This is a genomic window from Nocardia sp. CA-119907 (assembly GCF_050955995.1).
Lineage (GTDB): Bacteria > Actinomycetota > Actinomycetes > Mycobacteriales > Mycobacteriaceae > Nocardia.
In genome coordinates this window covers 4,487,779-4,499,894 of sequence record NZ_CP192091.1, presented here as the reverse complement: position 1 = coordinate 4,499,894, position 12,116 = coordinate 4,487,779, and the positions used below count along the sequence as shown (strand labels likewise).

General features: G+C 65.4%; 13 protein-coding genes and 1 pseudogene. 7 read left to right on the top strand and 7 right to left on the bottom strand.

The genetic code is table 11. The annotated features are described in order from the left end of the window. Positions 1-331: 331 nt before the first annotated feature. Both ACQP2D_RS19790 and ACQP2D_RS19785 read left to right on the top strand, forming a co-directional pair. Positions 332-841, top strand: coding sequence for a GtrA family protein (locus ACQP2D_RS19790; protein WP_433685182.1), 510 nt, complete (start codon positions 332-334; stop codon positions 839-841). Between the two features lie 55 nt (positions 842-896). Continuing rightward, positions 897-1,826 (top strand): LLM class flavin-dependent oxidoreductase, encoded by a 930-nt coding sequence (locus tag ACQP2D_RS19785; protein WP_433685181.1) that lies wholly within the window; start codon positions 897-899, stop codon positions 1,824-1,826. A gap of 3 nt (positions 1,827-1,829) precedes the next feature. Here the strand turns inward: ACQP2D_RS19785 and ACQP2D_RS19780 are convergent, their stop codons facing one another. After that, positions 1,830-2,219 (bottom strand): VOC family protein, encoded by a 390-nt coding sequence (locus ACQP2D_RS19780; protein ID WP_433685709.1) that lies wholly within the window; start codon positions 2,217-2,219, stop codon positions 1,830-1,832. Then, the gene (locus tag ACQP2D_RS19775) at positions 2,219-2,509 is read right to left on the bottom strand and encodes an ArsR/SmtB family transcription factor (RefSeq protein ID WP_433685180.1); all 291 of its coding nucleotides are present in this window, start codon (positions 2,507-2,509) and stop codon (positions 2,219-2,221) included. The genes ACQP2D_RS19780 and ACQP2D_RS19775 overlap by 1 nt, the downstream gene beginning before the upstream one ends. 103 nt (positions 2,510-2,612) lie before the next feature. On the opposite strand from ACQP2D_RS19775, the gene ACQP2D_RS19770 reads away from it, so the two are divergent. Further along, positions 2,613-3,299, top strand: coding sequence for a hypothetical protein (locus ACQP2D_RS19770; protein WP_433685179.1), 687 nt, complete (start codon positions 2,613-2,615; stop codon positions 3,297-3,299). A gap of 53 nt (positions 3,300-3,352) precedes the next feature. On the opposite strand, the gene ACQP2D_RS19765 is transcribed toward ACQP2D_RS19770, so the two are convergent. The 3 genes from ACQP2D_RS19765 to ACQP2D_RS19755 form a co-directional block, all read right to left on the bottom strand. Further along, positions 3,353-3,838: a carboxymuconolactone decarboxylase family protein gene (locus ACQP2D_RS19765; RefSeq protein ID WP_433685178.1), complete on the bottom strand. Its 486-nt coding sequence runs from the start codon at positions 3,836-3,838 to the stop codon at positions 3,353-3,355. Then, the gene (locus tag ACQP2D_RS19760) at positions 3,835-4,914 is read right to left on the bottom strand and encodes an NAD(P)H-dependent amine dehydrogenase family protein (protein ID WP_433685176.1); all 1,080 of its coding nucleotides are present in this window, start codon (positions 4,912-4,914) and stop codon (positions 3,835-3,837) included. Before ACQP2D_RS19760 ends, ACQP2D_RS19765 begins: the two co-directional genes overlap by 4 nt. A 77-nt stretch (positions 4,915-4,991) precedes the next feature. Further along, positions 4,992-5,420: a MarR family winged helix-turn-helix transcriptional regulator gene (locus ACQP2D_RS19755; protein WP_433685175.1), complete on the bottom strand. Its 429-nt coding sequence runs from the start codon at positions 5,418-5,420 to the stop codon at positions 4,992-4,994. 33 nt (positions 5,421-5,453) lie between these two features. Between ACQP2D_RS19755 and ACQP2D_RS19750 the strand changes: the two genes are divergently transcribed. The 4 genes from ACQP2D_RS19750 to ACQP2D_RS19735 all read left to right on the top strand — a co-directional run bounded on the left by ACQP2D_RS19750 (position 5,454) and on the right by ACQP2D_RS19735 (position 11,319). Next, a complete protein-coding gene (locus ACQP2D_RS19750) occupies positions 5,454-6,530 on the top strand; it encodes a hypothetical protein (protein WP_433685174.1) in 1,077 nt (358 codons plus the stop codon). A gap of 515 nt (positions 6,531-7,045) precedes the next feature. After that, positions 7,046-7,567: a hemerythrin domain-containing protein gene (locus tag ACQP2D_RS19745; RefSeq protein ID WP_433685173.1), complete on the top strand. Its 522-nt coding sequence runs from the start codon at positions 7,046-7,048 to the stop codon at positions 7,565-7,567. 91 nt (positions 7,568-7,658) lie between these two features. After that, the gene (locus ACQP2D_RS19740) at positions 7,659-8,945 is read left to right on the top strand and encodes a hypothetical protein (RefSeq protein ID WP_433685172.1); all 1,287 of its coding nucleotides are present in this window, start codon (positions 7,659-7,661) and stop codon (positions 8,943-8,945) included. A 130-nt stretch (positions 8,946-9,075) separates the two neighbouring features. Beyond that, a complete protein-coding gene (locus ACQP2D_RS19735) occupies positions 9,076-11,319 on the top strand; it encodes a serine/threonine-protein kinase (RefSeq protein ID WP_433685171.1) in 2,244 nt (747 codons plus the stop codon). A 15-nt stretch (positions 11,320-11,334) separates the two neighbouring features. On the opposite strand, the pseudogene ACQP2D_RS19730 reads toward ACQP2D_RS19735, so the two are convergent. After that, positions 11,335-11,613, bottom strand: a pseudogene (locus ACQP2D_RS19730) (AMP-binding enzyme); the annotation flags it as partial. Then, on the bottom strand, positions 11,555-11,938 hold the full coding sequence (locus ACQP2D_RS19725) for a hypothetical protein (RefSeq protein ID WP_433685170.1): 384 nt from the start codon (positions 11,936-11,938) through the stop codon (positions 11,555-11,557). The pseudogene ACQP2D_RS19730 and the gene ACQP2D_RS19725, both read right to left, overlap by 59 nt. Between the last annotated feature and the right edge of the window lie 178 nt (positions 11,939-12,116).

Below are 12,116 nucleotides of genomic sequence, written 5' to 3'. Positions count from 1 at the left end.
GGTCGTGCCGGGCACGAGACCGAGCGCGAAGTCGAACCCGCATTCCGCCAACTCCGTGTGCGCCGCGCGCACCGCCTGCTCATCCGACGCCTGTGCCCCCGGAGCAGCACGGTATCGGTGCGGCGGGGTGGTTCCGGCATGACCGCCACGGTAGGCCGCCGCGCGGCGCGGTGTCGACGGAGTTATTCATCGCTTCGCACGGGGGCCGCCTAGGCGTGGCACCAGGTGCACGTCGACCAAGCGGTGCCCGAGCGTGCATGCTGGTGTTAATACCGTCCGACCTGTCGGTTGAGAACGCGAGGTGGTGCATGTGCTGGATATAGTGCGGGGCGTGTCCTTCGTCCAGCCAGCTCTCGACCGTATTCCGGAGCCGTATCGGTCCTATCTGATCGAGCGTCGCGAACTACTGAAGTTCGCGGTGGTCGGCGGGATCACCTGGTTCATCGACACCGGCATCGTGTACGCACTCAAGCTGACCGTGCTCGGCGAAAAGCCACTCACGGCGCGCGTTCTCGGCGTGCTGATCGCCACCATCGTGTCGTATGTGCTCAATCGGGAATGGTCGTTCCGAACCAGGGGTGGCCGGGAACGACATCATGAGGCGGCCCTGTTCTTCGCCATCAGCGCGCTCGGCATCGGTGTCACCCTCTTGCCGCAGGCGGTGGCGCTGTATGTGCTCGATATCCGGGTGCCGCATGTCAGCCCGGTCACGCAGGCGGTATCGAATTTCATTACGGGCCAGATCCTCGGCGTCTTGCTCGCCATGGCATTCCGATACTGGGCGTTCCGCCGGTACGCCTTCCCGGATGATCTCGTCCAATCCGAGCTGGAACCGCGGTAGGCGCTTACCTTCGGGGTAATTGACCCCGACTCGGGACCGTCCGAAGATCGCCGGTATGACTCGGATCGGGGTTCTTCTGCCCAGCCGCGAAACCGCCATGACCGGCGACCACGACGCTGCTGGACTTGTCCGCTTTGCCCAGGCCGCCGAGGATGCCGGGTTCGACTCGGTGTGGATCGGTGATTCCCCATTGGCCCGCACGCGGGTCGATCCGCTGCCGCTGCTGGCCGCCGTCGCCGCGACCACCTCGCGGGTACGACTCGGCACCGCCGCGTTGACCGCGACATTGCGTCATCCGCTGCTCGGCGCGCACACCGCCGCCACGATCGACCAGATCAGCAACGGCCGATTGATTCTCGGGCTCGGCGCCGGATTCCCGGTGCCCGAGAGCCAGGACGAATTCGATGCTGTCGGTGTTCCTTTCACCACGCGCGTGGGCCGACTCGACGAGACGGTCACCATCTGGCGGCGGAGTTGGTCCGGCGCAACCGATTTCGACGGCCGGTACTGGCAACTCGATGACCTGTCCCGCACGCTCCCCGCCGCGAGCCCGGCAGGTCCCCCGCTCTGGCTGGCGGGCAGCGACACACCGCGAGTGCTGGAACGGGTGGCCCGGCACTACGACGGCTGGCTGCCGTTCCTACCGGATCCGGATGCCTATGCCCGCGCGTGGACGACGATCCGCGAAAAGGCCACCCGCACGATTACTCCCGGCCTCTACGCCACGATCAATATCGACCCGGACGCCGCGGCCGCGCGTGCCGAACTCGACGGCTACGTGCGCCAGTACTACCGCCGATCCCTGGACGAAATGTCGATGATCCAAGCCTATTTCGGCGGCTCGGCCGAGGAATGTGTGCAGTGGCTCGGCCGATACCTCGACGCCGGTGCGTCGCATCTGGTGCTGCGCATCGGATCACTCGATGCCCGCCGCCAATTGGATCTGCTCGCCGACGCGCTGTTCCCGGCACACCAATCGGCTTGAGCCTCAGGCCTTGTGCTGAGCGATCTGAATCAGATTGCCGCACGTGTCATCGAGTACCGCGGTGATGACCGGTCCGTGATCGAGCGGTTCCTGGGTGAACCGCACGCCGAGCCCGAGCAACCGGTCGTACTCGGCGTGCAGATCGTCCACCGCGAACGATGTGTACGGAATCCCGTCCTCGACCAGCGCCTTCTTGAACGGTCCGACCGCCGGATGCCCGTCGGGCTCCAGGAGCAATTCGACGCCGTCGGGGTCCTGCTGCGAGGTGACGGTCAGCCAGCGCGCCTCGCCGAGCGGAACCTCGGTCTTCTTCACGAAGCCGAGCACTTCGGTGTAGAAGCGCAACGCCTTGTCCTGATCGTCGACCAGGACACTGGTGACATTGATGCGGATCATTCTTCCTCCTGGAGCCAGCGGTGGGTGAGCCGCCGCAGTGGTTCTCGATTCAGATGGTGGAACTTGTACCGGCCGTCCCGGCGGGTGGTCACCAGACCGGCGGCCGCGAGCACATCCAGATGCTGCGAGACCGCCTGCCTGCTCGAGGTGAGCTGATGGCCCATGGTGAGCCGGGTGCAGAGCTCGAATAACGTCTGGCCGTCGCGATCGGCCAGCTCGTCGAGGATCGCGCGGCGCGTGGGGTCGGCCAATGCCTTGAATACATCGCCTGCCGGGCCGGTGCTCACGCTCCCCACTATAGGCAAGTATTTACTTGCCTATCAAGCCGGAGCCGCGCAGACCGTGCGGTATGCAGGGCGAATGGGGCGGCAGCCGAGCTAAATTGGTTGGATGAGTTATGAGTTCGTGGTGCTACCGGCAGGCGCGGCGGCATCGCCGGGGGACGTACTTCCGTACTTTCGGTCGCGGCGCGGGCAACCCGCGGACGACCATCTCTATCGGACCGTCATCGCCGGACTGCACGGGTGGAACAGCCGAATTCCGGCCGCCGCATCGCATGCGAGACTGCGGATCGAGGCGGCGGGCGATGCGGTGCGGGTGACCGCGGCCGATAGCGTGGACCGCCGAAGAACGCGTGGCTCCGCGAAGGACTACGCGGAGCCACGCGTTCGCGAGCTCATCGAAGCCCTCATTACGGGTTTCGCGTACGAAATCTACGATGCGCGGGCCAATACCTTGACCAGCCCCGAAATCCGCCGCTTCGTCCTGGTAGATATCGGCGGTGAGCGCAAATATTCCTCCCTTACCCAACGCGATGTCTTCGACTGGGTCCGCCAACTCCATCTGCTGGCCGCCATACCATGCCTGATCGCCGAAAAGCGAAATGGCACAAGGAGTTTCATTCAGACTTACCGCAACTCCCCCACCGACTACACCGTTGAACTCCACCATCCTGTTCGCGACCGACGCCTCGGGACCACAATGACCGACGGCGCGACCGTTGCCCAGCTCATTTGGGACTGGGCCAGTGACGAGTGGAGCCGCCTCGACCAGGTCCAGTGGGAGCCGCTGGACTGAGACCGGTCCAAAAGGTCAGTGCCACTGGGAACCGATTTATCTGCGGGACATGCCTATGACGAATGTCCGGGCAATACGCAGACCGCGTCCAGGCCGAGCACATGGTTGAGTCGCCCGAAGGCCAGCCATGATCCGATGCTCATGCTCAGCTCGACTATTTCGGTCTGGCTGTAGTGCGCCCGCATGCGGTCCCAGAACTCCTCGTCCAGATTGTGGTGATCGGTGGCGTAGCGTTCGGCGTATTCGGCGGCCAGCCGGGTGCGCTCATCGAACAAGTCGGTGGTGCGCCAGTTGGTCACCGCGTCCGCGAACTCCGGCTCCACCTTCTGACCGTCGCGCTCGGTGCGCCAGTCCAGGCAGAAGATGCAGCCGTTGACCTGGGCGATCTTTAGTCGCGCCGCCTCGAATTCGCGCAGTCCGAGGGTCGAATGCGAGTACACCGACAGGGAGAAGTTGGAGGCGGCCAGGCCGATACCGGGCACCATCTCGCCCCAGACGTAGCCGATCGGGTCCTTGCCTTCGGGAATGTCGATGATCATGGGTGCTTCCTTCCGAGCTTGCCGACTGCGGGGCGCAGTGGGACATCGAGCGCGTCATAGAGTCCGGGTTCGGCATCGACGAGCCAGTCGATGGCATTCACCAGTCGGCCGACCGCGGTGGCATTGCCGCCAGCGGAACGGTTTCCGTCCTCGTCGGCGGCCTCGATGGTGATCTCGATGCGTGGATGGCCCTCGATGATCACGCGGTGCGCACCCTCCCCGTCGGGTGGTGTCGGCCAGTCCGGTGCGCAGGACGGGTGGATCCGGGTGACGTGTTCGATAACGATCCGAGGTTCACCCTCGACGATCCCCTGCACCTCGAATCGCACCGCGCCCTGGGTACCCGCTTCGAAATCACCCATCCGTTCGGTGCTGACGGTGGCGTCGAGCGCGCGCCGGTCCAGGGTTTCCCCAATCTCGTCGAGTTCGACGCCGAGCGCCCGCGCCATCAACCGAATCTGCCCGCCCCACACCATGGTCGGGACGCGCGGTGCCACCATCGGCGGCAGGTAGTCCATCGGCTGCCCCATCCCGACCAGATAGCGGACCGAATCGGGCTGGTCGTAGGTGGTGTAGTCGAAGATTTCCTGGCAGCGGATCATCTCGACGGTGCTGCCCAATCCGCTCATCAGCAGCGGCAGCACGTCATTCCCCCAGCCGGGATCGACGCCGGACACGAACAGCGACCCGCCGCCCCGCGCGACCGCGGCCAGTACTGGATCGCGCACCTCGGGCGGGGCACTGGACGGGTCGTAGAGCGCGTAGAGCGCGGGGGTGACGACCACCGCTCCGGCTTCGATGGCTCGGATGATGTCGGCGAGTGCGTCATCGGGGCGGATATCGCCCGAGGCCGCGTACACGACGGCCCGAGGTCCGGCGGCGAGGGCCGCCTCGATATCGGCGGTCGCCGTGACGCCGAGGTCGTAGTCGAGCCCGGCGAGCGGACCCGCGTCGCGGCCGACCTTATCGGCATTGTGGACGAGCACGCCCGTGAGTTCCAGCGCCGGGTGCGCGTCGACGGCGCGGATGGCCGCACGGCCGACATTGCCGGTGCCCCAGACGATCGTGGGGATCATCGAGTGAGCGTAGCAAGCGCTTGGTTTGGCGGTGGGGGTTAGTGCAATTACGCTGTGCGGCTCGGTAATTCGCGCGGCTATCGCCCGGTGTTGTAGCGAACCAGATACTCGGCGAACCGGCGGATGTCGGCGTCCTCCCATGCCGTCAGTCTTTCGGCGAACTCTCGATGGCGACGCTGCTCGGCCGCCCCCGCGACTCGTCGCCCCTCTGCCGTCGGCTGCAGGATGTGGTTGCGGCGGTTCTCCGGATCGACCTCCCGGGTCAGATATCCCAGCCGCTCCAGCGCGCCGACCTGTCGGCTGACCGTGGATTTATCGAGGACGAAATGGTCGGCGACATCGGTCGCCTGACAGCCGTCGCGCTCGATGACCAGGTCCAGAATGCTGAAGGCGACCAGCGATAGCTCCGGATGCAGCTCCGAGGCGCGGCCGCGGGCGCGCCGCGCGAAGGCGGTCAGTTCGCGCTGAATGGTGTGGATCGCCGCGGTGCGCGGTTCCGAGGTCATGGTTGCATGATACATCAGTTGTATGTTACAACAGTGACGGTTGTATTTACCAACTATTTGGAGTTGACCCTCATGCGCTCGCACCAGCTACGACATGTCGCCGGACACCTGCTGACCCCACTGCTGATGTGCCTCGGCATGGCCCTGGCCTACCTGGGTGCGTTTCATCAGCCCGAGCCCAACCATCTGAAGGTGGCGGTGGTCGGCACAGCCGCGCAGGACATGGTGCTCGCCCAGACCATGAAGGACACGGCGGGCGACGCGCTCGAGGTGATCACGCTGCCCAGCCGCGACGACGCCACGGCTCAACTGCGCGACCGCACCCTCTCCGGTGCTTACGTTCCCGATGCGCAGCAACCGGAACTGCTTGTCGCCAAGGCCAATTCCGATACCACTGCCATGGCCGTAGAGCTGGTGTTCCGGCAGGTCGCCGGTGCGCGGGGCATGCCGATGACGGTCACCAATATCGCCCCCACCGCCAGTGGCGATCCCACCGGACAGGGCCTGTTCTTCCTGCTCGTCGCGCTGAGCATCGGCTCCTACGGCAGTGTCGCCGCGATCGGCGCGGCCGGTGCCGGGCTGTCCATGCGAGTGCGTGCGGTGATCGGGCTGACCACCTCACTCGCCGTCAGCATTATCGGAATCGCGGTGGCCGGACCCGTATTCCACATCGTCGACCACGACTACGCGGCGATCTGGGCCATGGGTTGGTTGTACTCGGCGGGCATCATCGCCGTCGGCATCGGACTGCACACCTTCCTGAAGCGCTGGACCACCCTCGCACTGATGGTGCTGTTCGTCATGCTCAACTTCACCACCTCCGGTGGCATCTACCGTCCCGAGCTGCAGAACGGTTTCTTCGGTTCGCTGCACGCGTTCTGGAACGGCGCGGGGTTCGTGGAGGGGGCGCGTAGCCTGTTGTACTTCGATGGCGGTGCGGGTTTCGCGAGTCGCATCGTCAGTCTGTTCGTGTGGCTCGCGGTCGGCGCGGTGCTACTGGTGGTGGCCGCCGGATACGAACGCCGCACCTCCCATGCTCCGGCCGGGCCTGAGCGTGCGCAGCGACTGGTGGAGGCCGAAGCGGAAATGGAAGAGGCGGTCGGCGTCTGACACCTCGGCTGGCGACTCGGCCCACGAATCCCGCCGATCCGTGGGCCGAATTCCCCTACGCCGCCTCGGGTTCCCTCCCCCCGCTGGTGGCATGAGCCCGGGAGTGCGACCATGATTCGCGGTCGCGTCACATCGCGGCCTGGCATCGGGTAGCATCATCGCCATCGCCACTCTGGCACGCGATTCCACAGAATCTGATTTATATGTAACTGTGGGTCACATATAAATTCCCACCATCGGTTCTGGCACGAACCGCAACTTCGCATGGCCTGCAACATCTTCCGAGACGTACCCGAGTTGATCGACGCCCTGTGCAGGTGCAAGATCGTGGATGTGTCGCGTGACGGCGCCGGGTGGACGGCGATCGGCATGGAGGCACCGTGATCGAGGAGTCCGCCGTGCGTCCACAGTCACGCTCTCACTGAGGTAGAGCCGGGCGTCGAAGCCCTACGCATCCCCACCCTTCCTTGCGGAGCCGCCCGTCGCGTGCGGCTTCCTCGATCGAGAGACGATCCATGGCAGCAAGCCATCTCGACGCGAGCCGGGCGCGCGCCCTCGGACAGGAACTGGTGGCGATCCACCACTGGCTCCGCACCGAACTCGCCCGAATCCGCGCCGACATCACCGCCTATGCAGCGGGTTCCGATCTGCGGCCGACGCAACTTCGCGCGCACTGCACCGCATTCTGCGCCGCGCTGACCCGACACCACACCGGCGAAGACGACGCGGGCTTCCCGGCGCTTGCTGGGCAGTTTCCGGAGCTGGCGCCGGTACTGGCGGAACTGCGTGCGGACCACCAACTGGTGGCCGATATCCTGCGCAGGCTGACCGAACTGCTCGACTCGATCGGGCCGGATAATTCCGATACCGTACGGCGCGAACTCGACGGCCTGGCCGCCATCCTGGACTCGCATTTCCATTGGGAGGAACGCAGACTCGTGCAGGCTTTCGACGAACTCGAAATGGGTACCAGAACAGGCGAGGAACTACTCGGCGCCGAGGTCCGGAGGGACCATATGCGGTCCTCTCGGGATTGAGGCGCCGACCGGATAGGAGACGAGTACGGTATTACCGGCCGGACCGCGTAGACAGGGGCGAGGAAGCATCGGTGGAAAGTCGGGGCGCGATATGAATCAGCCGTATTCGCACTGGTATGCCCAGAATTCGCCGGAGAACCTACCACTGGCCGCCCGCTACCGCTCCGCCGAGCCGATCACCTGGAACGGCAGTCTCGTCTACCCGATGTACACCGAGCAGGTCGGGCCCGCACCGATCCTGGTCACCATGGCCCTGTTGTCCGCCGCACCACCGGCAGGGCTGCGCGGCCACGGAATCGGGCTATCGGTGATAGATGGGCATATCGGCATCGATGGCCGACGCCTCGCCGGTGTCGATGTCTGGAGTGATGCCCTAGCCGCGGGCGTGAGTTTCGAAGTGATCCCGACCGATCCGGGCGCCCTGTTCTCTCTCACTCCCGTCTGGGTGGACGCCTACGGCCAGCAGAAATCCTGGAGCGGCAACTATGGCATCCTCATCGAACAGCCTCCGACCGGCCGACTCATCCTCTGGTGCAGTGTCGGTGAGGGCCCACCCAACTTCGCCAATCTCGTAGTCGAGATCGACACCGCCAACGTCCCCGGCGTCTTGGTGCCAACCCCGCCCCCCTTCGCTCCCAACATTCCGGCACCGGAGCAGACGCGGCCTGTCGAATCCCCCGCCGCACAGTCGATACCGACCGCCGCACAGCCAACGATGGCCGCCGAATCCGAGCAGCCTCGGTTCTCAGAGCCGCAGCCGACACCCCCGGACCTCGAATTGGTCCGGTTCCCGGAGCCGCCGCAAACAGCGTTCGCCCGGCCCGAGATCCCGGACGCGGAGCAAACCGCACCATTGCAGCCCGCGCTGGCCCGGTTGGCGGAACTGCCGTCCACAGCCCGGTCAGCGGAACCGCCAACAGAGGTTACGGACATAATGCCCGCTCGGTCTCCAGAGACGCGGGAATCGGCAGCCGCGGATGCCGGCCGCAACCAGGTGACAGAGCCGCCGCGGTCCGAGCCGCGACAGCAGCCCACCGGGGATGGGGACCCCGGATATCGCACTGCCCTCTACGATCTCGGCGTCGCGATGTTCGGGCGCGGTGAGGAGGATCAGGCCTGCGGGCTGTGGGCGCAGGCCGCCGATGCCGGACACGCCGGGGCGGCCTATGACCTCGGAGTTGTCTTGTTCCGCCGCGGTGAGCTCGGTGATGCCGAACGCTGGTGGCGCACTGCCGCCGATCGACGGGAACTGCGCGCCATGGTCGGGCTTGCCGAACTGCTCGAACGTCAGGGCAATCACACCGAGGCCAGTGCCTGGCGCACCTGCGTGGCCGAGGAACAGACCGGGAAACCCGATCAATCGGTCAATTCCGGCTGAGTGCCAGCGGAATTCGAGGTGGCCAGCTGTACCACCGACAGAATCCCGCCGACATTGCGCCCCTGTCGAGCTGGCGAACCACTTGCCCAACTCGGAGCCTCCAGGGTATCGGCGGGGATACGATGCGCAGATGGCGCACCCCGCTCCGCCGGTTCCGGGGGCGACGGTCGCTCCGGACCGCTCGCCGGGTGGTTCACGCGGCGTCGCCGAGGTCGTCGAGCGGTTCGCCGAGGCCTGGCGGATGGCCGCCGCGCCTCCGGATCTATCGGCCTACCTGCCGGACTCCCCCGCCATCCGCCGGGTGTCGCTGATCGAGCTGATCAAGGTCGATCTGGCGAACCGCTGGATGCGTGGCACCGAACCGAAGCGTCTTGCCGAATACGTCGACGACCTGCCGGAATTGCGTACCTGGCCGCTGCCGCCCGATCTCATCTATGAGGAGTTCCACGTCCGCAGGCGTGCGGGCAGCTCGGTAGCCGTCGAGGAATACACCGCCGCCTACCCGGAACAGGCCGAGCAACTCTCGCAGATGTTGGCCACCGACGACTACCGCAGCACACTGCTGGCGGTCTCCGCCGATCCGGTGAATCTCGACGAGATCGATGTCGGCCAGAAGATCGACGATTTCGACCTGATGACCAGCCTGGGCCGTGGCGCCTTCGCACGGGTCTTCCTGGCCAGACAGCGTTCGATGCAGCGGCTCGTCGCGGTGAAGATCTCCCAGGACAAGGGTGCCGAACCGCAGACCCTGGCCCAGCTCGACCACGACTACATTGTGCGGGTCTTCGACCAGCGGGTTCTGCAGAGCCGTCGGCTGCGGCTGCTCTATATGCAATACGTGCCGGGCGGCACGCTGTTCACGGTGCTGGAGCGGGTGCGCAATACTCCGGAAGCCGAGCGCAGCGGCGCACTCCTGCTCGATGTCATCGACTCCGTACTCGCCGATAAGGGCGAGATCCAGCCCACCGAATCCGCGGTGCGCGCCGAATTGGCCACACTGTCCTGGCCGGAGACCATCGCCTGGCTCGGGCGCAGACTCGCCTTGGCGCTGGACTACGCCGGACGCTCCGGTGTACTGCACCGCGATATCAAACCGGCCAATGTGCTGCTGACCGCCGAGGGCATTCCGAAACTCGCCGATTTCAATATCAGCTTCAGCGGCAATGTCTCCGGTGACAGCCCGGTCGCCTACTTCGGCGGTTCCCTGGCCTACATGTCACCGGAGCAGCTGGCCGCCGTACATCCGGACAAATCGACGACGGCCGCCGACCTGGACACTCGCAGCGACCTCTACGCACTCGCGGTCATGCTGTGGGAATTGCTCACCGGCAGTAAGCCTTTCGATGACAAGATGGTGACCGGCGGTGACCGCACCACGCTCGACGGCATGTTGGAGCGCCGCTCGGGCAGCCCGCAATCGCTGCCGTACCAGGATCTTCCGGCCGACTGTCCGGCCGCGCTGCGCCGCGCGCTGGTCCGTGCCCTCGAACCGGACCCCGAACGGAGGTGGGCGCGCGGGGCGGATATGGCCCAGCAGTTCGATGTCAGTCTCGACGCGCGCGCCCGCGATCTGGTCGACCCGCCGCCGCACAGTTGGCGGCTACGCGCCCGACCGCTCATGCATCCCATCATGGCGCTGGCCATCGCCGTTCCCAACGCATTGGCAATCCTGTACAGCTACAACCACAACCGCACCTTGATCATTGCCAAACTCGATGAGCAGGCACAGCACCGCTTCGATCAGATCGCCGTCATCACTTACGGCATCTGCTTTCTCATCGGGGGCATTGTCACCATTGTGCTGGTGGTGAATCTCTGGTCCGTCTCACGTGGGCTACGCAAGGGCAAGTCCTACGACGGACCCACGTTGGCCAGAGCCCGCACCGACACACTGCAACTCGGCCGCCGAACTGTGTTGACCTGCTTCGCGCTATGGGTGCTGTCCGGTGTCGTCGTCCCGGTTTCGGTGCGGGTCTCGGGCAACCACCTCACCGCCCAGGCCTATGTGCACTTCTTCATCACCCAGATCGTCTGCGGCGCGATCGCCATGGCCTACCCGTATTTCCTGGTCAATTTCTATGCCGTGCGCAGCATCTATCCGATGTTCCTTCCGCACGGCGGACGCGGCGCCGCCGACGACGCACAACTGCGCCAACTCGACCGCCAAAGCACCTATTTCCTCGCCATCGCCGCCGCCGTACCACTGCTGGGCGTCGCGGGCGCGACGTTCATTCCCGCCATGGACATACCGGCGGTCATCGTCGCGGTGCGCGTGCTCTGTGTCGGCAGCGCGCTGGCCTTCATCGCCATCTACTGGTTGTTCCGGATGCTCGAGCAGGATCTCGCCGCGCTCGAACGCATTGTCGCCCGATGACCACCAAGCCGCCATTCACCCGGGCTGGATCCGTGTGCGCTCGAGTATCTTTCCGGTCGCATTGCGCGGCAAGGCGTCCAGGAAGGTGACATCGCGCGGCACCGAGAATCGGCTCAACCGGTGCCGAATGTAGTTGCAGACCATATCCCGGTCCAGGCCGAACCCCTCCCTGGTGACCACGAACGCGGCCAGGCGCTGGTCGTACTCCGGATCCGGCACACCGACCACCGCGACCTCACTGACCTGCGGCAGATGCGACAGCGCTTCCTCCACCGGCCGCGGAAAGACGTTCTCCATGCGTCCGATCGACCACAGCGGCATTGCCGTATTCGGCGATCACCGGATGGATCCGGCCCGCACCGAAATAGGTGACTGTGACCCGCGTCCGGTCCTCGGCGTCAGCATCGCGCAACCGCACAGCGACGAAGTTGCCGAGTCCCGGGCACTGCAACTCGAAGGTGTATCCCTCTTGGCCGACGACGAGCCGGACCGGCGGTGCGGTGATCGGTGTTCCCGCCGTGCCGCCGCAGATCAGCAGAACCGGATGCGCATCCGATGTCTCGGCCCGCTCGCATACGCCGATTCCCAGGAACATCCGGGAGTAGGTCTGCGGGTCCATGAGCAGATCCCATAGGGCTTACGCGCTACTTCGAACTCCGCGTCGATATTGATGACATCCGTGACCAACTGCGTGCATTTCTCGTAGGCCGAATCGGGTGTAACTGAGACGGCGTTGTTACGCATTTGTACCCAGCGGTAACACCTAGGTCAAGTGTCCGTCGCTTGCCCGAAAGTTG

Bases quoted from the DNA above. Each gene is read 5' to 3' on its own strand.
- ACQP2D_RS19770 (WP_433685179.1), top strand. From the start codon at position 2,613: ATGAGTTATGAGTTCGTGGTGCTACCGGCAGGCGCGGCGGCATCGCCG.
- ACQP2D_RS19740 (WP_433685172.1), top strand. From the start codon at position 7,659: ATGAATCAGCCGTATTCGCACTGGTATGCCCAGAATTCGCCGGAGAAC.
- ACQP2D_RS19725 (WP_433685170.1), bottom strand. From the start codon at position 11,938: ATGGACCCGCAGACCTACTCCCGGATGTTCCTGGGAATCGGCGTATGC.
- ACQP2D_RS19760 (WP_433685176.1), bottom strand. From the start codon at position 4,914: ATGATCCCCACGATCGTCTGGGGCACCGGCAATGTCGGCCGTGCGGCC.
- ACQP2D_RS19745 (WP_433685173.1), top strand. From the start codon at position 7,046: ATGGCAGCAAGCCATCTCGACGCGAGCCGGGCGCGCGCCCTCGGACAG.
- ACQP2D_RS19765 (WP_433685178.1), bottom strand. From the start codon at position 3,838: ATGATCATCGACATTCCCGAAGGCAAGGACCCGATCGGCTACGTCTGG.
- ACQP2D_RS19755 (WP_433685175.1), bottom strand. From the start codon at position 5,420: ATGACCTCGGAACCGCGCACCGCGGCGATCCACACCATTCAGCGCGAA.
- ACQP2D_RS19735 (WP_433685171.1), top strand. From the start codon at position 9,076: ATGGCGCACCCCGCTCCGCCGGTTCCGGGGGCGACGGTCGCTCCGGAC.
- ACQP2D_RS19785 (WP_433685181.1), top strand. From the start codon at position 897: ATGACTCGGATCGGGGTTCTTCTGCCCAGCCGCGAAACCGCCATGACC.